21 protein-coding genes, 1 tRNA gene and 2 pseudogenes are annotated in these 20,780 nt (G+C 70.4%); 11 read left to right on the forward strand and 13 right to left on the reverse strand.

Annotated elements, in window-relative coordinates; translation table 11 throughout:
* Positions 1 to 54: 54 nt before the first annotated feature.
* The 4 genes from ACRAWB_RS06435 (at position 55) to ACRAWB_RS06450 (ending at position 2,800) form a co-directional block, all read left to right on the forward strand.
* Positions 55 to 549 (forward strand): NfeD family protein, encoded by a 495-nt coding sequence (locus tag ACRAWB_RS06435; protein WP_064108926.1) that lies wholly within the window; start codon positions 55 to 57, stop codon positions 547 to 549.
* Positions 546 to 1,556: an SPFH domain-containing protein gene (locus ACRAWB_RS06440; RefSeq protein WP_431352560.1), complete on the forward strand. Its 1,011-nt coding sequence runs from the start codon at positions 546 to 548 to the stop codon at positions 1,554 to 1,556. Before ACRAWB_RS06435 ends, ACRAWB_RS06440 begins: the two co-directional genes overlap by 4 nt.
* Positions 1,553 to 2,302, forward strand: coding sequence for a glycerophosphodiester phosphodiesterase family protein (locus tag ACRAWB_RS06445; RefSeq protein ID WP_431352561.1), 750 nt, complete (start codon positions 1,553 to 1,555; stop codon positions 2,300 to 2,302). The genes ACRAWB_RS06440 and ACRAWB_RS06445 overlap by 4 nt, the downstream gene beginning before the upstream one ends.
* A gap of 126 nt (positions 2,303 to 2,428) precedes the next feature.
* Positions 2,429 to 2,800: an RNA polymerase-binding protein RbpA gene (locus tag ACRAWB_RS06450; RefSeq protein ID WP_064108923.1), complete on the forward strand. Its 372-nt coding sequence runs from the start codon at positions 2,429 to 2,431 to the stop codon at positions 2,798 to 2,800.
* A gap of 46 nt (positions 2,801 to 2,846) precedes the next feature.
* Here ACRAWB_RS06450 and lnt read toward each other — a convergent pair.
* From lnt to ACRAWB_RS06500, 10 genes and pseudogenes are all read right to left on the reverse strand, one after another.
* Positions 2,847 to 4,405: pseudogene (gene lnt, locus ACRAWB_RS06455) on the reverse strand (apolipoprotein N-acyltransferase).
* Between the two features lie 58 nt (positions 4,406 to 4,463).
* Positions 4,464 to 6,896, reverse strand: a complete 2,433-nt coding sequence (locus ACRAWB_RS06460) for a DEAD/DEAH box helicase (RefSeq protein WP_431352562.1) — start codon at positions 6,894 to 6,896, stop codon at positions 4,464 to 4,466.
* A 36-nt stretch (positions 6,897 to 6,932) separates the two neighbouring features.
* Positions 6,933 to 7,685 carry a twin-arginine translocase subunit TatC gene (tatC, locus tag ACRAWB_RS06465; RefSeq protein WP_431352563.1) on the reverse strand — a complete coding sequence of 251 codons (753 nt, stop codon included), beginning with the start codon at positions 7,683 to 7,685 and terminating at the stop codon, positions 6,933 to 6,935.
* A 43-nt stretch (positions 7,686 to 7,728) separates the two neighbouring features.
* Positions 7,729 to 7,992 carry a Sec-independent protein translocase subunit TatA gene (gene tatA / locus ACRAWB_RS06470; RefSeq protein WP_431352564.1) on the reverse strand — a complete coding sequence of 88 codons (264 nt, stop codon included), beginning with the start codon at positions 7,990 to 7,992 and terminating at the stop codon, positions 7,729 to 7,731.
* A 4-nt stretch (positions 7,993 to 7,996) separates the two neighbouring features.
* A complete protein-coding gene (locus tag ACRAWB_RS06475; protein WP_064108918.1) occupies positions 7,997 to 8,356 on the reverse strand; it encodes a hypothetical protein in 360 nt (119 codons plus the stop codon).
* A gap of 29 nt (positions 8,357 to 8,385) precedes the next feature.
* Complete coding sequence (locus ACRAWB_RS06480; protein ID WP_431352565.1) at positions 8,386 to 9,360, reverse strand: helix-turn-helix transcriptional regulator; 975 nt, start codon at positions 9,358 to 9,360, stop codon at positions 8,386 to 8,388.
* On the reverse strand, positions 9,353 to 10,411 hold the full coding sequence (locus tag ACRAWB_RS06485) for a helix-turn-helix transcriptional regulator (RefSeq protein ID WP_431352566.1): 1,059 nt from the start codon (positions 10,409 to 10,411) through the stop codon (positions 9,353 to 9,355). Before ACRAWB_RS06485 ends, ACRAWB_RS06480 begins: the two co-directional genes overlap by 8 nt.
* A 22-nt stretch (positions 10,412 to 10,433) precedes the next feature.
* Entirely contained in the window at positions 10,434 to 11,351 is a 918-nt protein-coding gene (locus tag ACRAWB_RS06490) for a peptidylprolyl isomerase (RefSeq protein ID WP_431352567.1), read from the reverse strand.
* 40 nt (positions 11,352 to 11,391) lie between these two features.
* Positions 11,392 to 12,435 (reverse strand): tRNA (adenine-N1)-methyltransferase, encoded by a 1,044-nt coding sequence (locus ACRAWB_RS06495; protein WP_431352568.1) that lies wholly within the window; start codon positions 12,433 to 12,435, stop codon positions 11,392 to 11,394.
* The gene (locus tag ACRAWB_RS06500; RefSeq protein WP_431352722.1) at positions 12,432 to 13,100 is read right to left on the reverse strand and encodes an HAD family hydrolase; all 669 of its coding nucleotides are present in this window, start codon (positions 13,098 to 13,100) and stop codon (positions 12,432 to 12,434) included. Before ACRAWB_RS06500 ends, ACRAWB_RS06495 begins: the two co-directional genes overlap by 4 nt.
* A 146-nt stretch (positions 13,101 to 13,246) precedes the next feature.
* On the opposite strand from ACRAWB_RS06500, the gene ACRAWB_RS06505 reads away from it, so the two are divergent.
* A complete protein-coding gene (locus ACRAWB_RS06505) occupies positions 13,247 to 14,182 on the forward strand; it encodes a proteasome assembly chaperone family protein (protein WP_431352569.1) in 936 nt (311 codons plus the stop codon).
* Between the two features lie 16 nt (positions 14,183 to 14,198).
* On the opposite strand, the gene ACRAWB_RS06510 is transcribed toward ACRAWB_RS06505, so the two are convergent.
* Positions 14,199 to 15,062, reverse strand: a complete 864-nt coding sequence (locus ACRAWB_RS06510) for an undecaprenyl-diphosphate phosphatase (protein WP_431352570.1) — start codon at positions 15,060 to 15,062, stop codon at positions 14,199 to 14,201.
* Between the two features lie 43 nt (positions 15,063 to 15,105).
* Positions 15,106 to 16,424, reverse strand: a pseudogene (locus tag ACRAWB_RS06515) (M20/M25/M40 family metallo-hydrolase).
* Between the two features lie 132 nt (positions 16,425 to 16,556).
* Here ACRAWB_RS06515 and ACRAWB_RS06520 point away from each other — a divergent pair.
* From ACRAWB_RS06520 to ACRAWB_RS06540, 5 genes are all read left to right on the forward strand, one after another.
* Positions 16,557 to 16,642: transfer RNA gene (locus tag ACRAWB_RS06520), tRNA-Leu, on the forward strand.
* Between the two features lie 76 nt (positions 16,643 to 16,718).
* Positions 16,719 to 17,672 carry a cation diffusion facilitator family transporter gene (locus tag ACRAWB_RS06525; protein ID WP_431352571.1) on the forward strand — a complete coding sequence of 318 codons (954 nt, stop codon included), beginning with the start codon at positions 16,719 to 16,721 and terminating at the stop codon, positions 17,670 to 17,672.
* Between the two features lie 58 nt (positions 17,673 to 17,730).
* Positions 17,731 to 18,105 carry a helix-turn-helix transcriptional regulator gene (locus ACRAWB_RS06530; RefSeq protein WP_431352572.1) on the forward strand — a complete coding sequence of 125 codons (375 nt, stop codon included), beginning with the start codon at positions 17,731 to 17,733 and terminating at the stop codon, positions 18,103 to 18,105.
* A complete protein-coding gene (locus tag ACRAWB_RS06535; RefSeq protein WP_431352573.1) occupies positions 18,102 to 18,731 on the forward strand; it encodes a helix-turn-helix transcriptional regulator in 630 nt (209 codons plus the stop codon). The genes ACRAWB_RS06530 and ACRAWB_RS06535 overlap by 4 nt, the downstream gene beginning before the upstream one ends.
* A 10-nt stretch (positions 18,732 to 18,741) precedes the next feature.
* Positions 18,742 to 19,830, forward strand: a complete 1,089-nt coding sequence (locus ACRAWB_RS06540) for a VIT1/CCC1 transporter family protein (protein ID WP_431352574.1) — start codon at positions 18,742 to 18,744, stop codon at positions 19,828 to 19,830.
* Between the two features lie 8 nt (positions 19,831 to 19,838).
* On the opposite strand, the gene ACRAWB_RS06545 is transcribed toward ACRAWB_RS06540, so the two are convergent.
* Entirely contained in the window at positions 19,839 to 20,327 is a 489-nt protein-coding gene (locus ACRAWB_RS06545) for a DUF1707 SHOCT-like domain-containing protein (RefSeq protein WP_431352575.1), read from the reverse strand.
* Positions 20,328 to 20,429: 102 nt separating this feature from the next.
* On the opposite strand from ACRAWB_RS06545, the gene ACRAWB_RS06550 reads away from it, so the two are divergent.
* The gene (locus ACRAWB_RS06550) at positions 20,430 to 20,720 is read left to right on the forward strand and encodes a DUF6504 family protein (protein ID WP_431352576.1); all 291 of its coding nucleotides are present in this window, start codon (positions 20,430 to 20,432) and stop codon (positions 20,718 to 20,720) included.
* Positions 20,721 to 20,780: the final 60 nt, after the last annotated feature.

Below are 20,780 nucleotides of genomic sequence, written 5' to 3' on the forward strand. Positions count from 1 at the left end.
CGCGGCGTCGGCCGACGCTGGTACCTTCATATCAAGGAGCGAAAGGGGGACGTCATGGACATCACGTCCTTCGCCTGGATCGTCTGGCTGGTCCTCATCCTGATCTTCGTGATCATCGAGATGCTGACGCTCGACTTCGTCTTCCTGATGATCGCCGTCGGCAGCCTCGGGGGCCTGCTCTCGGGCCTCTTCGGAGCGCCGTGGTGGCTGCAGCTGCTCATCGCGGCCATCCTCTCGGTCGTCCTCATCTTCTTCATCCGGCCGCCGTTGCTGCACGCGTTGAAACGCGGCGGCGACCCGGCCAAGAGCAACGTCGACCGGCTGATCGGGATGGGCGGGGTGGTCGTCTCGACGGTCACCCGCACCTCCGGGCTGGTCAAGCTGCAGGTCGGCGAGACCTGGACCGCGCGCATCGCCTCCGCCGCTCCCCCGGAGCTGGTGCCCGGCGAGCACGTGGTCGTCGTCTCGATCGAAGGCGCCACCGCCGTCGTGGCACCCGCACCGGTCTCCGCAGGCGCCGACGGCCTGACCGAGAGGATCGCCCCGTGAACGACGCCAGCCAGCTCATCGTGACCATCGTCGTCAGCGTGATCGTCCTGATCATCGCGATCTTCGTGTTGGTCACGCTGTTCCGTTCGATCCGCATCATCCCGCAGGCGCGGGCCGGGGTCGTGGAGCGGCTGGGCCGGTATCACAAGACGCTGATGCCGGGTCTGAACGTGGTCGTGCCGTTCATCGACAAGGTGCGGCCGCTCATCGACATGCGCGAGCAGGTCGTGTCGTTCCCGCCGCAGCCGGTGATCACCGAGGACAACCTCGTCGTCTCGATCGACACGGTCGTCTACTTCCAGGTGACGGATGCGCGCGCCGCGACCTACGAGATCGCCAACTACCTCGGTGCGGTCGAGCAGCTGACCACGACCACCCTCCGCAACGTCGTCGGCGGCCTCAACCTCGAAGAGGCGCTGACCAGCCGAGACAACATCAATGGCCAGCTGCGCCTCGTGCTCGACGAGGCGACCGGCAAGTGGGGCATCCGCGTGTCCCGTGTCGAGCTCAAGGCGATCGACCCGCCCACCTCCATCCAGGACTCGATGGAGAAGCAGATGCGCGCCGAGCGCGACCGGCGTGCGCTCATCCTGACGGCCGAGGGCACCAAGCAGTCCGAGATCCTGAACGCGGAGGGTCTGCGGCAGGCCGCCATCCTGCGCGCCGAGGGCGACGCTAAGGCCCAGGTGCTGCGTGCGGAGGGCGAGGCGCAGGCGATCACCACGGTGTTCGGCGCGATCCACCAGGGCAACCCGGACAACATGCTGCTGGCGTACCAGTACCTGCAGACGCTGCCCAAGCTCGCGGACGGCCCGGCGAACAAGCTGTGGATCATCCCGAGCGAGCTGACGGAGGCGCTGAAGGGCATCGGGACGGCGTTCGGCCAGGCGGGCGCCCCGCGCGCCGGCGGCCCGACGGATGATGCGATCGCGCCGCAGACGGACGGCGGCGAGGCCGCTGCACCGCCCGCTCCCCCGGTGCCGCCCGCCCCCGCGCCCACTCCGTGAGCTTCCTCGACGGACGGCCGCCACGCGTCATCGCGCACCGCGGCCTGGCGATCGACGCGCCCGAGAACACCCTGCTCGCGTTCGCGCGCGCTCTGACCGCGGGTGCGACGCACCTGGAGACCGACATCCACGCGTCGGCGGACGGCGTTGCGGTGATCGCGCACGACCCGGACCTGTCGCGCGTCGCGGGACGCAGCGTCCAGGTCGCGCAGCTGACGATGTCGGAGCTGCGGCGCATCGACCTCGGGCACGGCCAGGGCTTCTGCTCGCTCGCCGAAGCGCTCGACGCGTTCCCGCAGGCGCGCTTCAACATCGACGTCAAGGATGCGCGCGCCACCGCACCGGCGGTCGAGGTCATCCGGGCCGCACGCGCGACCGACCGCGTCCTCATCACCAGCTTCTCCCCCGAGCGGCGGAAAGCGGTGACCAACGGTCTCCCGGGCGTCGCGTCCTCCCCGGCGGTGTCGGAGTTCGTGCCGGTGCTCCTGGGGGCCAAGACCGGGGTCGGATCGGCCGTCCACCGCGCGCTGCGCGGGTTCGTCGCCGTGCAGGTGCCTGAGCGGCGCGGTCCGCTCCGCATCGTCACGCGCCGCACCGTGCAACGCATCCATGATGCCGGGGCTGAGGTGCACGTGTGGACCGTGAACGAGCCGGGCGACATGATCCGCCTGCTCGACCTGGGCGTCGACGGCATCGTGACCGACCGCTGCGACATCCTGCGCCGGATCGTCGACTCCCGGCGCTGACTCCGGCCGCTGACCGCGGGCACTGACTCTGTGAGGCCACTGGGAGAACGGGTCCCCCGGAAAGAGAATCCCCAGCTTGACGGTTTATAACTGTGAGGATTCGCGCGCACAGAGGAGAACCACACAATGGCAGATCGCAGCTTGCGCGGAATGAGACTCGGCGCCCAAAGCCTACAGAGCGAAGAAGGCGTCGTCTACTCTCCGCGTTCCCGTTACACGTACCTATGCACCGTCTGCGGCCAGGAGACCGAGATGGTGTTCTCGGCCGAGGCCGAGGCCCCCGACACGTGGGAGTGCAAGCACTGCGGGCATGAGGCCCGCCTCTTGGTCAACGACACCCCCGTCGAGGTCGACCACACCGACGTCAAGACGCCGCGCAGCCACTGGGACATGCTGCTTGAGCGCCGCACCCGCGCCGAGCTCGAGGAGCTTCTGGAGGAGCGCCTTCAGTACCTGCGGGCCCGTCGCGGCACCAGCGAGCGCAAGCACAGCGCCTGAGCCGCAGCGTGAAGACCGTCCTCACCTTCGGGTGAGGGCGGTTTTTTCATGTCAGCGGCGGGACCGGCGTCGGTAGCGGTCCACGCCGCCCGGTGAACGCGACCAGCAGCCCGAACAGCCCGAGACCGGCGGCGAGGAATTCGATCCCGCGGCTCAGCAGCGTCGCCGGAGTGGTCGTGGTGCCGAGCGGCACGTCCGCGACCATGTGCCCCGGCTTGAAGGGCGCGATCGCCGTGATCGTCCGCCCGTCCGGCCCCACGATCTGGCTGCTGCCGACCGTCGAGATGTTCACCAGCGACCGCCCGGACTCGATCGCCCGAAGCCGGGCGATGGCCAGTTGCTGCTGGTTCTCGTCGGTCTCGCCGAAGTCGGCGTTGTTCGTCTGCGCCAGGATGACCTGCGCTCCCCGCGCATCATGTCGGTGAGCAGCTGGTCGTCGACGATGTCGAAGCAGATCGAGATGCCGGCCCGCACGCCGCCGACGTCGAAGACGTTGTCCCGCGTCCCCGGTGTGTAGTCCCGGCCGATCAGGTCGATCAGGTCGGGCGCGAAGGGGCGCCAGAACGAACGGTCGGGCACGTACTCGCCGAACGGCACGGGATGCTTCTTGTCGTAGTAGTCGACGGCGCCCTTGCCTGCCTCCCACTGCAGCGAGGTGTTGTAGAGCTTGTCGTCGCGCTGCGTGATCGTGCCGACGATGAAGGGAGCGCCGAGCTCACGGCTGAGCGCGTCCAGGATGGCGGCGGTGTCCGGGTCGCGCGTCGGGTCCGGCATCGCCGATCCCTCGGGCCAGACCACCATGTCGACCTTCTTGTCGCCGGTCGTCTGCGCGGCCGGGATGCGCAGCGTCTCGGTGACCTGGGTGTCGAAGACCGCGCCGGGCGGCGCGTTGTCGAAGTACCCGGCGGGGCCGTTGCCCTGGACCGCGGCGATGCGGGTCGTGCCGTTCGTGGTGGCGGGCCACGCGGGGATGGCGAACACCAGCGCGACCGCGACGCCGGCGAGGAGCGCGCGCGGGGTCACGCGCACGTCGATGGCGCCATCCAGCTCGATCAGGAAGGCCACCAGCCAGACCATCGCGAAGCTGAGTCCGGAGATGCCGAGCCAGGCGACCAGGGGTGCGAGCGGGCTCGTCGACTGGGATTCGGCCACCCGACCCCAGGAGAACCCGCCGTACGGCCAGGTGCCGGTTACGAACTCACGGAGCACCCAGAGCCCGGCGATGACGACGGGCAGCAGCCCGAGCCTCCCGAGCCGCGTGGGAAACGCACGCGGCACCCAGCGATACGCGAGGGTGATCAAGATGCCGCCGACGCCCCAGAAAAGCGCCTCGAGCGTGGAGAGCGCGATCCAGGGCAGCGGGCCGAGGTAGAGCGCCGTCCAGGCGACGTGGACGAGGTAGAACGCCTCGCCCGCGACGAAGCCGACGAGGAACGCCGATCCCGCCCGCCGGCCGCGCTGGGCCAGCAGCACCATCGCGATGCCGACGAAGGTCATCGGCCACCAGTCGAGCGCAGGGAATCCGGAGTCGAGCACCGGCCCCGCGGTCGCGGCGACGATGACCGCGAGCCACAGCGGAAGCGGGGCTCGCGGGAGGATGTGCACGAAGGGAGAGCTTATGTCATCCGGCCGTGCGCGCCGCTCAGGCTAGGCCCCGAGCAGGCTAGGCGACGGACGAGTACGCGACGATGCCGCGCCGTATGGACTCCAGCGCCTGCCGCGCGACGCGGCCCACGTTGCCCTGGGCGACGATCGACAACTGGTCGAGCAGGTCGATCGTCTGCTTGGCCCAGCGGACGAAGTCACCGGCTGCCATGTCCGCCTCACGGAGCACCGCATCCAGCCCCGAACCGCGCGACCACATCCACATGGCCAGCGAGATCGCGGTCGAGGGCGGCTCGCTGCCCGGGAGGCGGTGGTCCTGCTCCAGATCGTCGAGCTTGCTCCACAGGGTGGTCGTCTTCTCGAGCGCGGGGCGGAAGGCGCCGCGCGGCAGCGTCCGCTCGTTCGCCAGGCCTTCGTCGCGCCGCGGCTCGAACACGAGCGCGCAGGCCATGGCGGCGAGGCCGGGCGCATCCAAGTCCTTCCACACGCCGCGGCGCAGGCACTCGGCGACGAGGAGGTCGCGCTCGCCGTAGATGCGCTTGAGGGTGCGGCCGTGCACGGTGAGCGCCGTCTCGCCGTCCTCCTCGGTCAGATAGCCGAGTTCGAGGAGCACGTCGGAGACCCGGTCGAACACCTTCGCGACGGCGCCCGTCCGGGACTGGATCTGCGCCCGCAGCCGGTCGGTGTCGCGCTTCAGCTTCCACCAGCGCTCCGCCCAGCGGGCGTGCTGCTCGCGCTCGGTGCACCGGTGGCACGGGTGGTCCTTCATCCGCTTGCGCAGCGCGGCGAGCTGGCGCTGCCGCTTCTCGCGCTCCTCGTTGGACGCGGACTCGATGCGGGAGCCCTTGCGCTCCAGGTCGGTCAGCTCGCGGCGGATGCTGAAGTACTCCTTGAAGTCGCCCAGGTGGCAGGCCATCGCCTCCTCGTACCCGGCGAGCGACTGCTCCTGCTGCATGGCCTTGCGCGCGAGGTCGACGACCGCGCGGTCGGCCTGGAACTGCGCGAACGACGACTCCAGGATCTCGCGCGTCCGCACCCGGCCGAACTGGTCGATGAGGTTCACCGCCATGTTGTACGTCGGCCGGAAGCTGGAGTTGAGCGGGTAGCTGCGCCGCGAGGCGAGGGAGGCGACCGATTGCGGGTCGAGCCCGTCCTCCCACTGGATGACGGAGTGCCCCTCGACGTCGATGCCGCGGCGCCCCGCGCGGCCGGTGAGCTGCGTGTACTCCCCCGGCGTGATGGGGACGCGCGCCTCGCCGTTGAACTTCTCCAGCTTCTCCAGCACGACCGTGCGGGCCGGCATGTTGATGCCGAGGGCCAGCGTCTCGGTCGCGAAGACGACCTTCACGAGCTTGCGGCGGAACAGCTCCTCCACGACCTCCTTGAAGGCCGGCAGCAGTCCGGCGTGGTGGGCCGCGACACCGCGTTCCAGCCCCTCCAGCCACTCCCAGTAGCCGAGCACGGCCAGGTCCTCATCGAGGAGGGTGCGGCAGCGCTCCTCCACGATCGCGCGGATCTCCTCGCGCTCGTGCTGCTCGGTCAGCCGCACACCGGCGCGCAGCACCTGCTGGACGGCCGCATCGCAGCCGTTGCGGCTGAAGATGAAGAAGATCGCCGGCAGGAGGTTGCGGTCATCGAGCAGGGCGACGAGGTCGGCGCGGTTCATCCGGAAGCCGTCGGGTCGGCCGCCCTTGGAATGGTAGCGGCCGACATCCCGCATCTGCCGGCTGCTCAGCACCCGGCCGCCGTACCGGGCCATCTGCACCAGCTCGGGGTTGACCCGGTTGGTCGCGGCGAGGCCGGACGAGTCGAACAGGTCGATCAGCTTGGAGCGCATCAGGATGTGCTGCTCCAGCGGCACTGGACGCTCCTCCGACACCACGACGTCGGTGTCGCCGCGCACCGCCTGCAGCCAGTCGCCGAACTCCTCCGCGTTGGACACCGTGGCGCTGAGGGACACCATCCGCACCTCCGACGGCAGGTGGATGATGACCTCCTCCCACACCGCGCCGCGGAACCGGTCGGCCAGGTAGTGCACCTCATCCATCACCACATAGGCGAGGTCGGTGAGCAGGTCGGAGTCGGCGTAGAGCATGTTGCGCAGCACCTCGGTCGTCATGACGACGATGCGGGCGCGGGAGTTGATGTTCGTGTCGCCGGTCAGCAGTCCGACGGACTCCGGGCCGTACGCCTCGACGAACTCCTGGAACTTCTGGTTGCTGAGCGCCTTCATCGGCGTCGTGTAGAAGACCTTCGCGTTCGCCTCGCGCATCGCCAGGAACACGGCGAACTCGGCGACGATCGTCTTGCCGGCGCCGGTCGGTGCGGCGACGAGGACGCTGCTCCCGCGTTCGAGCGAGGCGCACGCCTCACGCTGGAACGGGTCGAGATCGAACCGCAGGCCCTCGCGGAAGGTCTCGAGCAGGGGCTGGCGGGCCCGGTCGCGGGAGGCGGCGTACCGCTCCGCCGGCGAGAGCGTCTGGTCGGTCACCCCACCAGCCTATGCCTGTCGTCAGGAGGGCCCGCATCACGCGGCGAGTTCGGCCTCCAGCCGGTTCGCGGCTTTCGCGGCGCGACGGTCGTGCAGCCAGGCGACGCCGTAGGCCGCGAAGTACAGCCCCACCATCGGGATCGCCAGCAGGAACATCGACAGCACGTCGGCGGCCGGGGTGGCGATCGCGGTGAACAGCGCGATCAGGATGAGCGCCCAGCGCCAGGACGCGATGATCGACTTCGCGCTCAGGACGCCGACGAAGTTCAGCAGGACCAGGAACACCGGCAATACGAAGGCGATCCCGACCGCGATCACCAGCTTGAGGATGAAGTCGAAGTACGTCTTCGCGCCGATGATGGCCGTGTCCGGAGCGGGTGCGAAGCTCGTCAGCAGGCTCACGATGTGCGGCACCAGGAGCCAGCCGGTCACCCCACCCGCGATGAACAGCGGGACCGCGGTGAAGAAGAAGCCGAACCCGTACTTGAGCTCCCGGCGCGTCATCGCCGGGACGAAGAACGCCCAGATCTGGTACAGCCAGACGGGGCTCGAGATGATCGCGCCGATCGTGATCGCGACCTGCATCTTCAGGTCGAACGCGCCCGTGATGCTGTCGTAGTTGAGCGTCGCGACGCGGTCCTGCTGCTTCGCGATCTCGGTGATCGGGCCGCGCAGCGCATCCATCACGTAACCGCTGAGGAACCAGCCCACGACGGAGCCGACCAGCAGTGCCAGGGCGGAGCGGAAGAGGCGTTTGCGAAGCTCGACGAAATGCTCGGCGAGCGTCATCCGTCCTTCGCGGTTCTTGCCTCGCTTCGTGGAGGCCACGGTACTAGGACTTCGGCTTGGGCTCGGTCGTGGGGTCGACCGGCGCGGGAGCGACCGTCGGCGCCGGCGTCGCGTTCTGGGTGCCGTCGGCCGGCTTGTCGGACGTGCTGTCCTTGCCGTCCTTCTTCAGCTCGTCGACCTCACCCTTGAAGATGCGCATCGACTGGCCGATGCTCTTGGCGAGGGCCGGGAGCTTGGGCGCACCGAAGAGCAGCAGGATCACGGCGAGGATGATGAGCAGATGCCATCCGGTCAGTCCTGCGAACATGAGATCAGGTCCTTCTCAAAAGGTGGGCGAAGCGATCGGGAACCGTCGCCGGATCCACATCGACCAGTAGTCTACCGCGCCGGACCCGCGCATCCCTGCGAGCTTGCCGGGCATAGGCGCGCCGGGTGCGCTCGTCCTCGCGCTCGGCGCGGAGCTCGTCCGCGTCGGCCAGAACCGCCGGCTCGAACCGTTCGTGGAGCTCATCGGCGCGGCGCGACAGCACCTCCGCCTTCTCCATGAGCGCGGCGGCCTCGCGACCGGCGGCGACCACCTTGCGGAACAGCCACCAGGCGAAGAACGCGAGCATGCCCAGCAGACCGAGCACGAGCACGGTCCAGATCACCAGCCACGACCACCAGGGCATACGCCCAGCCTAGCGGGCGGGCGCGTGGCTCAGCGGTAGCGGTCGACGCCCGCCTGCGCCCAGCCGGCCACGACCTGGCGCGCCTCCGGTGGGTCGAGCACGGTGAGCACGCCGGAGAGACCGGCGACCAGCCGCTTGAGCCCGTGGAAGTGGGCGACGCGCACGCTCGTGCGGATGACTCCCCCGCGCTCCACACGCGCTGCGCCTTCGGGGATGTAGTCCTCGATCAGCGGGATGGCCGACGCCGACACCTCCACGGTCACCAGCTGGTCCTCGTCGGTGCCGGTGAACAGCGTCTCCGGCAGCTTGACGTCACCCGGCCGGTAGGTGATCGGCTCCGTGGTGGCGACCAGGTTGTCGATGCGGTCGAGGCGGAAGGTGCGGATCGCGGTGCGCAGGTGGTCCCAGCCGCGCAGGTACCAGTCCTGGTCGACGGACTCGATGCGCAGCGGGTCGACGCGGCGGCGCTCCCGCTCGCCGCGGGAGCTGAGATAGTCGAACTCCACTTGCACGCCGGCGATGACGGCGTCGCGGATGGTCGCCAGCGCCTCGTCGGTCTCGGACCGCGCGACGGCGAGCTGGCTCGGCGCGGCCGAGGCACCACGGGCGAGCTTGGCCATGAGCGAGCCGATCGCATCCCGGTCGGCGTTCTCGGGCAGCGCGGTGAGGTACTGGAGCCCGGCGATCAGCGCCGCCGCCTCGCGCGCCGAGAAGCGCGGCGAGTCGTCGATCGCGACCTGGTGCGTCAGGACGATCTGGTCGTTGTCCTCGAAGTCGTCCCAGGCGATGTCGAACAGGTCGCCCGGCTGATACGCGTTCGTCTCGCCCGGGATGCCGGACACGGCGATCAGCCGCACGGCGTCGCGCAGCTGCTCCTGCTCCACGCCGAAGTGCTCCGCCGCTTCGGCGACGCTCACGCGGTCGCGGTCCATCAGGTACGGGACTAGCGCGAGGAGGAAAGCCAGCTTGTCCTGCGCCTGCATCGGCTTGCGGCGCTCAGCCATGGGCGGCCTCCCCGGTCGTGTCGGCGCCGTGGGCGGCGACGACGGCCTCGAGCCGCTGCAGCACCTGGTCGCGCAGCTCGGGCGGCGCGATCACCAGCACCTCCGGCCCGAACGACGCAAGCTGGTCGGCGAGGATGTTGCTGTCGGAGAAGTTGACGGTGAGCCGCAGCGGCTCGCCCTCCGCGCCCACCGGCACCGCGTCGCCGTAGCGCTTGCCGAGCCGCGTCGCCGCGTCCGTGCCCGCGGTGACCTCGATCGTGGCGACGTTGGACTCCCAGATGCGCTCGAGCTCCAGCAGAGCGCGCTCGGCGAAGGCCTCGCCCGCGACGCGGTACTGCTCCGGGTCGAAGACGCGAGAGGTCAGCTTGACCGCCCCGACGATGCGCGACAGTAGGAAGGTGCGTGATCCCTGCGCATCCTGGTCGATGCCCTGAAGGTGCCAGCGGCCCTGGTGCTGGACGAGCGCCAGCGGCGCGACGGTGCGCTGCCGGGACGCGCTCTCACCGGGCTTGAGGTACGGGAACTGCACCATGACGTGCCGCTCCAGCGCTTGACTGAGCGGTTCGAACGCGCTCTCACGGACGCGCAGCCGCGGCGCGTAGCCGACCACCGGGTCATCCGCCTCGACGCCCAGCGACCGCAGCTTCATCAGCGCGCGGCGCGACTCCCCCGACAGCGATCCCTCGCGCCAGACGGCGGCGGCGAGCCCGAGCAGCGTCAGCTCTTCCGGCGAGAAGCTGACATCCGACGGCAGGTCGTATGCCCCCTTGGGAATGCGATACCGCAGCAGCTGATTGTTGCCTGCGGCCTCCGGCGCCTCCACCGTCTCGAGCGGCACGCCGAGCTCGCGGATGTCGTCCTTGTCGCGCTCGAACTGTCGCTCGAGGCTGCTGTTGTCGCCGTGCGGCTCGTACCGCTGGCGGTACCCCTGCACGGTCGACAGGATCTCGCTCTTGGTCAGCCCGTTCTCGGTCGCGAGCAGCGCCAGCACGAGGCTGAACAGGCGCTCCTCGACCGGGACGCGCGCGGGCGAGGAGGAGGAACGGGACACCCGTCCATCCTAGTCCGAGCGGTTAGCGGATCCCCAGGATGTCGATGACCCAGGCGGCCGCGGGGACCTGTCCCTCGGTCGGAGCCTCGACGACGACCTGCGAGCCGACCTTCTTGCCGACCAGCTGCTTCAGCACGCTCTGCGGCAACGCCTGGTTGACCTGGCTCTGACCCGTCTTGATCGAGACGAGGTCGGGCGAGCCGGACTGCCAGCTGGACAGCACGACGTTCTTGTTCTCCCAGCCGACGGCCGTGTAGTGCAGGATCGCGAGCGAGTCCTGCTTGACCGTCGCGCCGTCGCCCGCCTTCAGCTCCTCGCTGCGGATCGACTTCGGCGCGGAACCGGAGGACGGGATGGTGATGCCCGGCTGCCCGGTGGGCGCGAGGACCACGGTCGGGAAGCCCGACGCGGAGGGGCGCACGGCGCCGTTCGCCTGCGAGAGGTACGCCTTCAGGATGTCGACCACGAGGACGCCGGAGCTGGTCGCCCCCTGGCCGCCCGCGTCCTTCGGCGAGATGACGACCGCGACGCGCGAGCCGACCGGCGCGCACTGCAGGCCCTTGCTGAGCGCCGCATTGCCGGAGCCGAGCGCAAGCGGGTACGTGTCGCCGCTGCCGTAGGAGGTCTGCTGCACCTGGCCGGTCTTGCCGTCGAGGATCGTGTACTGGATCTCGACAACCTGGCCCTCGTGGACCCTCTCGCCCGTGCCCTCGGTGAGGATGGTTCGCTGCGACGTCGTCGTGTCGAGCGGGGTCGGCACGGTGATGTCCGGCTTGGAGCCGATCTTGCCGGTCGCCTCCACCAGCTGCGAAGCGCCTCCGGACGGGAGGGCCGTGCCGCAGTCCGCGTTCGGGTTGGACGAGCATCCCGTGAGCGCGGCGGCCACCAGGCCGACGGCGACCACGACGGCGGACGTTCTTCCGATGGTGACTCTGCGCACGGGTTCTCTTTCGGTCGGGGCTTGCGAAGGCGTGTTCATGCTAACGGACGCCGGATGTGTCCTCGCCCGGCTCCGGGGAGTCCGAGACCGAGTCGTGATCCGCGTCGCGTCCGCGGGCCAGGTCGGCGCTCGCGGCGGCCTCGCGCATCCGCTTGCGCAGGCTCTTGGGGCTGGACTGCCGCTCCCCCAGCGCGCCGGGCGTCCAGGCCTCGACGTCCTCGTCCGAGTAGTCGGACTTGGAGGGCCGGCGCTTGAGCTCGGGGAGGACCGTGTCCGGAGCCAGCCGGCGCGCCGTGATGAGGAAGCCGGTGTGCGCGATCATGCGGTGGTCGGGACGGACGGCCAGGCCCTCGACGTGCCAGCCGCGGACCATCGTCTCGTTCGACTGCGGATGCGTGTAGTGGCCGGAGGCGCGGATCGCCTCGGCGACGCGCGACAGCTGCGTCACGGTTGCGACGTAGCAGATCACCACGCCGCCGGGCTTGAGCGCGGTGGTGACCGCGTCCAGCGTCTCCCACGGCGCAAGCATGTCGAGCACGACCCGATCGACCGAGCCGGGCTCGACGGCGGCGGGCAGCGTGTCCTGCAGGTCGCCGACGGTCAGCGTCCAGTTCTCCGGGTCGCCGCCGAGGAAGGTGGCCGCGTTGCCACGGGCGACGTCGGCGAACTCCTCGCGGCGCTCGAACGACAGCAGCCGGCCCTCCGGGCCGATCGCGCGCAGGAGCCACAGCGACAGAGCACCGGAGCCGACGCCCGCCTCGACGACGGTCGCGCCCGGGAAGATGTCGGCCAGGGCGAGGATCTGTGCTGCGTCCTTCGGGTAGACGATCGCAGCGCCACGCGGCATCGACATCACGAAGTCGGTGAGCAGCGGACGCAGTGCCAGGTGCTCGACTCCGGCGTTGTTCGTGACGACCGAGCCGTCGGGCAGCCCGATGATGGCGTCGTGCTCCAGCACACCGCGGTGGCTGTGGAAGAGCTTGCCCGGCTCGAGCGTGATGGTGTTCATCCGACCCTTCGGCCCGGTGAGCTGCACCCGGTCGCCTACGCGGAACGGTCCGGAATTGCGTCGCGTCTCGTTCATCGGCCGGCCTCCTCACGGCGCGCCCGCGCCACGGCGATCACGTCGTCGGCGGTGCGGCCCGCCAGCGACTCCCACAGGGTGTGCTCATCCGACTCGGGCAGCGGGACGATGTGAGGCACGCCGATCGTGGCCGCGCCGGAGTCGACGGCCGAGGCCAGGCCCACCAGCGAGTCCTCGATCGCGACCGCGTCGGCGGCGTCGATGCCGAGCAGCCGGGCGGCGCGCAGGTACGGCTCGGGAGCCGGCTTCGGCTCCTCCACCTCGTCGCCGCTCACGATCACGTCGAACGCGTCGAACGGGATGTGGGACACGATCTGCTCCGCCATCCGGCGCACCGACATGGTCACCAGCGCCGTGCGGATGCCGCGCTGGCGCAGCGACTCCAGGAGTTCGCGGGCACCGGGACGCCACGGCACACCCTCCTCGTCGAGCTTGCGCTGCACGCGGTCGGTCAGCCAGTGGACGATCTCGTCCGCCTCCATGGCGACCCCATGCGACCGCAGGATCTCGGCGGAGTTCCACAGCCCGAGCCCGACGAGCAGCAGGCCGTCGTCGTGCGTCCAGGTGCCGCCGAACGAGCCGACGAGCTCCTGCTCGGACGCCATCCAGTACGGCTCGGTGTCGACGAGGGTCCCGTCCATGTCCCAGAGGACGGCGGCGGGCAGGCCGTCGCCGGGGTCGGGGACGCTGGGGGCCTGTTCGCTGCGGGGGAAGACGCGGTCACAACGGGCAAGTCTATCGGGAGAGGGGCGGGCCTATCCTTGAGGGATGGCGGCCCGACCGGTCGCCGGGAAGGACGAGGGACGACTTCGTGACTGACGGACAGAACATCCTCGGTGGCCGCATCCTCGTGGTGGCGTTCGAGGGATGGAACGACGCCGGTGAGGCGGCCAGCGGCGCGGTGAAGACGCTCAAGGAACAGCTCGAGGTGGTGCCGATCGCCGAGGTCGACCCCGAGCTCTACTTCGACTTCCAGTTCAACCGGCCCGTGGTGACCGACGACGACGGGAAGAGGCGGCTCATCTGGCCGTCCGCCGTGGTCTACGGCCCGTCGCTGCCCGGCCGCATCGGGGAGGATCTGGCCGGCGACGCCGAGCTCACGGTCACCGGCGATAACGCGGGCAACATCTTCCTGCTGCTCGGGACGGAGCCGTCCAGAAGCTGGCGCAGCTTCACCGCGGAGATCATGGATGTGGCGCTCGCCGCCGACATCGGAGCGGTCGTCTTCCTCGGCGCGATGCTCGCCGACGTGCCGCACACCCGGCCGATCTCGGTCTTCGCCTCCAGCGACAACGCCGCGGTGCGGGCCGAGCTCGGCGTGGAGCGGTCGACCTACGAAGGTCCGGTCGGCATCCTGAGCGCGCTCGCCGAGGGCGCGGAGGACGTCGGCATCCCGACCATCATGATCTGGGCGTCCGTGCCTCACTACGTGCACAACGCGCCGAGCCCGAAGGCGGTGCTGGCGCTGATCGACAAGCTCGAGGAGCTGGTCGACGTGACCATCCCCCGCGGCACGCTCGTGGACGAGGCCGCCGCGTGGGAGGCCGGGATCGACGCCCTCGCCGCGGACGACGAGGAGATGGCGTCCTACATCCAGCAGCTGGAGCAGGCGCGCGACACCGTCGACTCGCCCGAGGCGAGCGGCGAGGCGATCGCGCAGGAGTTCGAGCGCTACCTGCGCCGCCGCGGTGACGGCCGCGACGGCGGCACGGCCGGGCGCGCGCCCGACGACCCGCGCCGCGGCTGAGCCGGCTCGGCGGCTCTCAGGCCTGGAGCACTCCGGTGGCGAGCAGGATCATCAGCAGCACGCCGAGCACGATGCGGTAGATGACGAACGGCAGGAAGCTGCGGCGCGAGATGTAGCCCATGAACAGGGCGATGACGAGCAGCCCGACCACGAACGCGACGACGGTGGCCGCGGCCGTCTCGACCGGTCCGAACACCTCCACGGTGCAGGTGCCTGCCTGCGCGAGCGCCTGGGTGCACGGCTCCTTGATCGCCTTGTACAGCTGGTAGAGGCCGCTGCCGAACACGGCGGGGATCGCGAGCAGGAACGAGTAGCGGGCGGCCGCACGGCGTTGGTAGCCCATGAAGAGCCCGGCGGTGATGGTGCCGCCCGAGCGCGAGACGCCCGGGATGAGAGCGAGCGCCTGAGCGAAGCCGTAGATGATGCCGTCGCGCCAGGTCAGATCCCGCAGCCGCTTCGTCTTCGAGCCCACCCAGTCCGCGATGCCGAGCAGGATGCCGAACACGATCAGCGTCGTCGCGACGATCCACAGCGACCGGAACACCGTCTCGATCTGGTTCTGGAAGAGCAGCCCGAGGACCACGATCGGGATGCTGCCGACGATCACCAGCCAGCCCATCCGCGCGTCCGGGTCGTTGCGCGGGATGCGGCCGAACAGCGCACGGAACCACTGCGCGACGATGCGCGCGATATCGCGCCAGAAGTAGAGCAGCACGGCCGCTTCGGTGCCGAGCTGGATGATGGCGGTGAACCGGGCGCCGGGGTCGGCACCCGTGCCGAGCAGTTCGCCGACGATGCGGATGTGGGCCGACGACGAGATCGGCAGGAACTCGGTGAGTCCCTGCACGAAGCCGAGGATCAGGGCGTTGATGAATTCCATGGTCGTGTAGACGGTCCCGGGGGTCGGAGGCGGACGGACGGACCTAGTAGCTGCGCAGGAGGTCGCGGAGCACGGTCCTCCCGAACACTAGCGCGTCGAGCGGCACGCGCTCGTCAACGCCGTGGAACATGCCGGGGAAGTCGAGCTCGGCCGGCAGCCGCAGCGGGGCGAAGCCGTAGCCGGTGATCCCGAGCTTGCTCAGTGCCTTGTTGTCGGTGCCGCCGGAGAGCAGGTAGGGCAGCACAGGCGCCTCGGGATCGTGCTGGTTGAGCGTCCCGGTGATGGCGTCGACGAGTCCACCGCCGAACTCCGCCTCCAGCCCGATGTCGCGGTGCATCACCTGGATCTCGACGTCCTCTCCGACGAGCTCCCTGACACGCGCGAGCACCGCGTCCTCCTCGCCGGGGAGCGTGCGGATGTCGACCAGCGCCTCCGCCGTGTCCGGGATGACGTTGTGCTTGTAGCCGGCCTCAAGAAGCGTCGGGTTGGTCGTCGTCCGGAGCGTCGCGAGGATGAACCCCGCGGCCGTGCCCGTGCGGATCACGACCTCGTCCGGTCCGACACGCTGAGGGTCGACGTCGAGCAGACGGCCGAGCTCGCCGATGAGACGCGTGGTCGTCGCGGTGAGCTGGATCGGCCACTCCTCGCGACCGATGGTGACGACCGCCTCCGCGAGCTTCGTGATCGCGTTGTCGCGGATGAGGCGCGAGCCGTGCGCCGCGCGGCCGCGCGCGATCAGCTTGATCCAGACCAGCGACTTCTCGCCGGTCTGCAGCAGGTAGGCGCGCCGGCCCGCGAGGTCGATGGAGTAGCCGCCGACCTCGCTGATCGCTTCGGTCGCGCCCTGGAACAGCTCCGGGTGGTTGTCGACCAGGTGGTGGGAGCCGCGGCGGCCGCCATCCTCCTCGTCGGCGAAGAAGGCCACGACGAGGTCGCGAGCGGGCCGCTCCCCGCGCTCAGGATGTCGCCGACCGCGGTCAGGATCATCGCGTCCATGTTCTTCATGTCGACCGCGCCGCGGCCCCAGAGCAGGCCGTCCTTGATCTCGCCGCCGAACGGGTCGACGGTCCAGTTGCGCGGGTCGGCGGGGACCACGTCGAGGTGCCCGTGCACGACCAGTGCCGGCTTGCCGGGGTCGGCGCCCTCGACCCGCGCGACGACGCTCGCGCGGCCGGGGTCGGACTCGAACACCCGGGGCGCGAGGCCCAGCGCGGCCAGCTTGGCCTCGACGTACTCCGCCGCATCCGCTTCGCCGTTCGAGCGGCCCTCGCCGAAGTTCGTGGTGTCGAAGCGGATGAGGTCACGCGCGATGATCGCGGTCTCGTCGAGCTCGGGCTCGGAGGTGCGGAGTTCGTCGGTCATCCCATTACGCTACCGGGCGGTGCACGCCGCCGCCGCGCCACGCCCGGGGTGTGTGGAGGAGTGAAAGCGCAGGGGAAAACCGTGCTATCGTCTTTCTTCGGCAGCCGGAGCGATCCGGAGGCCGAAAACACCTGTCCGGGTGGCGGAAATGGCAGACGCGCTAGCTTGAGGTGCTAGTGCCCGTATAGGGCGTGGGGGTTCAAGTCCCCCTCGGACACATCGCAGGAGCGAGAAGGCCCCGGTCGCACAAGACCGGGGCCTTCCGCGTTTCCGCCGCGGGGCTATGGTGTCGCTGTGCCCGGTGAGAAGCGATCGTCCTCCAGCCTGTTCACGGTCCTGCTCGCCTTCGGGGCCAACATCCTCGTCGCCATCGCGAAGACGATCGCCGCCGCGATCACCGGCTCCGCGTCGCTGGTGGCCGAGGCGGCGCACTCGTGGGCGGACGCGGGCAACGAGATCTTCCTCATCCAGGCGGAGCGGGCGGCGGCCAAGCCGCGTGACGACTCCCATCCCGGCGGGTACGGCCGCGACGCGTACGTGTGGAGCCTGTTCGCCGCCGTCGGCCTCTTCACCGCAGGTGCCGTGGTGTCGATCATGCACGGCGTCTCCGCGCTCTCGTCCGAAGAAGAGGACACGAACTACCTCATCGGCTACATCGTGCTGGCCGCCGCCTTCGTCTTCGAGGGCATCTCGTTCATCCAGTCGTACCGGCAGGCGCACGCCAAGGCGTCGGATGCGGGCACGAACACCTTCGAGCACGTCCTCCGCACCTCGAACCCGACGCTGCGCGCCGTGTTCGCGGAGGACTCGGCGGCGCTGGTCGGTCTGGTGATCGCCTTCCTCGGCCTGCTGCTGCACGAGCTGACGGGCAACCCTTTCTGGGATGCGCTCGGTTCCATCCTGGTCGGCGTGCTGCTGGCGATCGTCGCCTTCGTGCTCATCGAGCGCAACCGGCGGTTCCTCGTCGGCCAGCCCGGGTCGGATCGGGCCTGGGAGGCCGCCCTCGCCGCGCTGCTCGAGCATCCCGAAGTCGAGAAGGTCACCTACCTGCACCTCGAGTACGTGGGACCGGAGCGGTTCTACCTGGTGGCCGCGATCGACCTGCGGGGAAACGACCGCGAAGCCGATGTGGCGGTCGACCTGCAGGACGTCGAGGCGGCGCTCGAGGAGTCGCCCTGGATCACGGAGGCGGTGCTGACGCTCTCGCGTCCGGGCGCGAAAGCACTGGTACCAGCGTCCGTGCCCTAATGCGGGTATTGCGGCCATAGCGGCCAGGAACCGACCGCATGCCGGGCACAATGGATCCATGGCAAGCACCGGATCCCGAGCACTCCAACTCCTGTCGCTCCTGCAGAACCACCGCTACTGGCCCGGCCACGAACTGGCCGACCGGCTCGGCATCTCCCCGCGGACGCTGCGCCGCGACGTCGAACGCCTGCGCGACCTCGGCTACCCGGTCGACGCCACCCGCGGCGTCTCCGGCGGCTACCAGCTGGCGGCCGGCGCCTCCCTCCCCCGCTGGTCGTCGACGACGACGAGGCCGTCGCGCTCGCGGTCGGCCTGCGCACAGCGGCCCAGAGCGGGATCGCCGGCGTCGACGAGGCCTCCGTCCGCGCGCTCGCGAAGGTGGTGCAGGTCATGCCCCCGCGGCTGCGGAGGCGCGTCGACGCCCTCCGGATGACGACCCTGACCACCGCGCTCGGCCCCGGGCCCACCGCCGACGCCGGCATCCTGACGGTCCTCGCCCAGGCCTGCCGCGACGAGGAGCGGATCGAGTTCGCCTACGTCGCCCGCGACGGCCAGGCGTCCACCCGCACGGTGGAGCCCCACCGCCTGGTCTCGATCGAGCGCCGCTGGTACCTCGTCGCCTACGACCTCACCCGATTCGACTGGCGCAGCTTCCGGCTCGACCGCATCGCCGACCCGAAGCCCACCGGGCATCGGTTCCGCCCGCGCGCGCTCCCCGCGGAGGATGCGGCCGAGTACGTGCGCGCGTCGCTGCACACGGCGATCGAGCCGCTGATCGTCGAGGCGGTCATCGAGGCCCCGCACGACCGTGTGGTCGACATCCTCGGCCGCTGGGCGACGGTCGAGGACAACGGCGACGGCACCTGCGCCGTCCGGATCACCGCGGACAGCGCCGAGTGGGCCCTGTTCGGCCTCGCAGCGGTGGATGCGCCGTTCCGGATCTCGGGACCCGAGGAGGCCGTTCTCGCCGCGGCCGACTGGGGCGAGCGCTTCACCCGCTCCGCGGCGGAGCTGGTCATCGACGGCTCCGCCGAGGTCAGGCTCCCCGACCCCCGGTAGACTGGAGGCGATGACGATCGCAGCCCGCACCCCGAGCCCCGCCGACATCAAGAGGTGGCGACGCTACCTCGCCGACGAGCGCGCGGAGGCTGCGGTCTACCGCGACCTCGCCAGCCGCCGCGAGGGCGAGGAGCGCGAAATCCTCCTGGCCCTGGCGGAGGCCGAGCGCCGCCACGAACAGCACTGGATCGACCTCCTCGGTCCGCAGGCGGGCAAGCCGCTGCGCGGCGACGTCCGCACCCGGCTGCTCGGCTGGCTCGCCCGCCGCTTCGGCTCCGTCTTCGTGCTCGCGCTCGCCCAGCGCGCCGAGGCCCGCTCCCCGTACTCCGACGACCGCGACGCCACACCGCAGATGGCCGCCGACGAGCAGGTGCACGAGGAGGTCGTGCGCGCGCTCGCCGCACGCGGCCGGCAGCGGCTCTCCGGCACCTTCCGCGCGGCGGTCTTCGGCGCCAACGACGGCCTGGTCAGCAACCTGGCGCTGGTCCTCGGCATCAGCGCGAGCGGCGTCCCGACCCACGTCGTCCTGCTCACCGGCATCTCCGGCCTGCTCGCCGGCGCGCTCTCGATGGGCGCGGGCGAGTACGTCTCGGTGCGATCCCAGCGCGAACTCCTCGAGGCGACGACACCCAACCCCGCCACCGGCTCCGCGCTCCCCCACCTCGACGTAGATGCGAACGAGCTCACCCTGGTCTACCGTGCTCGCGGCATGTCCGCCGAGGAGGCGGAGTCGCACGCGCGCGAGGTGCTTTCCAGCCTCCAGGCGGTGACGTCGCCCATCCCGATCCAGCCGACCAACGGCGACGACGAGCACGAGGCGATCGGCACGGGGTGGAGCGCGGCGCTGTCGAGCTTCTGCTTCTTCGCATCCGGGGCGCTCATCCCGATCCTGCCGTTCCTGTTCGGGCTCACGGGCACGGTGGCGATCATCGTCTCGGCGCTGCTCGTCGGAATCGTGCTCCTCGGCACGGGGGCCGTGGTCGGCCTGCTGTCGGGCGCGTCGCCGCTCAAGCGCGCGATCCGGCAGCTCCTGATCGGCTACGGCGCGGCCGGGGCCACGTACCTCCTGGGTCTGCTGTTCGGCGCGACCGTCGGCTGAGGTCCGTCCTAGCGGCGGCGCCCGGCGTCCGGCCCGTAGGTGATCGCGCCGACGAGCGGGATGAGCAGGAACCACAGCCAGCTGTACTGGTAACCCCACACCGCGCCGGTGATGAAGAACAGGATCAGCGACACGAACGGGATGATCGACACGGCGAGCAGGCCCCAACGGCTCGCGGGCTCTCGGCCGGCGCCGGCGCCGTTTCCGCCCCACGCGCGCGCATCCGGCTGTGCCGCGTACGGCTGCTGCGCCGGGTAGGGCGGCTGGGGCTGGGGCGGTGTCTGCGGGTCGAGGCGGAGGCCTCCGGGCAGATCCCGGAAGAGCGGAGCCAGGTCGCCGCGGGTGACGGCCGATCGTGCCGCCGCGGTGCGGGCCTCGACCTCCTCCGCGGTCAGGCGCCCCTGCGCCGCCTCCGCCTGGAGGGCGGCGACCGCCCGCTCGCGCTCGTCGTTGCTGAGGCGAAGGGACGCGGTCGAGTGATCCGTGAAGTCGGCCATAGAGGCCAGTATGACAGGGCGGCCCGACGTGAGGGGTGCGATGTCGGCGGGTCGCGGTTACACTCGGATTCGAACATATGTTCGATGAATGAGGTGAGCTGCATGACCGAGATCGACGAGGCGGTCGCCGTGTGGACGACCGAGGACGGGGTGCCGACAAGGCTGGTCTGGCGGGCGACACGATACCGGGTCTCCGACACGCCCACGGTCTGGGCCGAGGTCTGCGCCTGGTGGCGGCCATTCGGTGCCAACCGGTACGCCGTCGGGAGCCTCCCGCGCGAGATCGGCGGCTGGCGCTTCCAGGGCACCAGCGAGGACGGCGCGGCGCTCGTGTTCGACGTCCGGCACGACGCGGTCGAGCGCTCGTGGCGGCTGGTGCGGGTCTTCGACTGAGGGCCGCGCGGTCCGTCGGCGTCTGCGGGGACCGCCGCGAGATCGTCGCGACCGTCGCTG

It is taken from the genome of Leifsonia poae, assembly GCF_050632865.1.
GTDB classification, from domain to species: Bacteria; Actinomycetota; Actinomycetes; order Actinomycetales; family Microbacteriaceae; genus Leifsonia; species Leifsonia poae_B.

Excerpts from the sequence above, each read along its gene's own strand:
- ACRAWB_RS06435 (WP_064108926.1), top strand. The coding sequence starts at position 55 with ATGGACATCACGTCCTTCGCCTGGATCGTCTGGCTGGTCCTCATCCTG.
- ACRAWB_RS06450 (WP_064108923.1), top strand. The coding sequence starts at position 2,429 with ATGGCAGATCGCAGCTTGCGCGGAATGAGACTCGGCGCCCAAAGCCTA.
- tatC (WP_431352563.1), bottom strand. The coding sequence starts at position 7,685 with ATGACGCTCGCCGAGCATTTCGTCGAGCTTCGCAAACGCCTCTTCCGC.
- tatA (WP_431352564.1), bottom strand. The coding sequence starts at position 7,992 with ATGTTCGCAGGACTGACCGGATGGCATCTGCTCATCATCCTCGCCGTG.
- ACRAWB_RS06475 (WP_064108918.1), bottom strand. The coding sequence starts at position 8,356 with ATGCCCTGGTGGTCGTGGCTGGTGATCTGGACCGTGCTCGTGCTCGGT.
- ACRAWB_RS06480 (WP_431352565.1), bottom strand. The coding sequence starts at position 9,360 with ATGGCTGAGCGCCGCAAGCCGATGCAGGCGCAGGACAAGCTGGCTTTC.
- ACRAWB_RS06495 (WP_431352568.1), bottom strand. The coding sequence starts at position 12,435 with ATGAACGAGACGCGACGCAATTCCGGACCGTTCCGCGTAGGCGACCGG.
- ACRAWB_RS06510 (WP_431352570.1), bottom strand. The coding sequence starts at position 15,062 with ATGGAATTCATCAACGCCCTGATCCTCGGCTTCGTGCAGGGACTCACC.
- ACRAWB_RS06530 (WP_431352572.1), top strand. The coding sequence starts at position 17,731 with ATGGCAAGCACCGGATCCCGAGCACTCCAACTCCTGTCGCTCCTGCAG.
- ACRAWB_RS06535 (WP_431352573.1), top strand. The coding sequence starts at position 18,102 with ATGACGACCCTGACCACCGCGCTCGGCCCCGGGCCCACCGCCGACGCC.
- ACRAWB_RS06540 (WP_431352574.1), top strand. The coding sequence starts at position 18,742 with ATGACGATCGCAGCCCGCACCCCGAGCCCCGCCGACATCAAGAGGTGG.
- ACRAWB_RS06545 (WP_431352575.1), bottom strand. The coding sequence starts at position 20,327 with ATGGCCGACTTCACGGATCACTCGACCGCGTCCCTTCGCCTCAGCAAC.
- ACRAWB_RS06550 (WP_431352576.1), top strand. The coding sequence starts at position 20,430 with ATGACCGAGATCGACGAGGCGGTCGCCGTGTGGACGACCGAGGACGGG.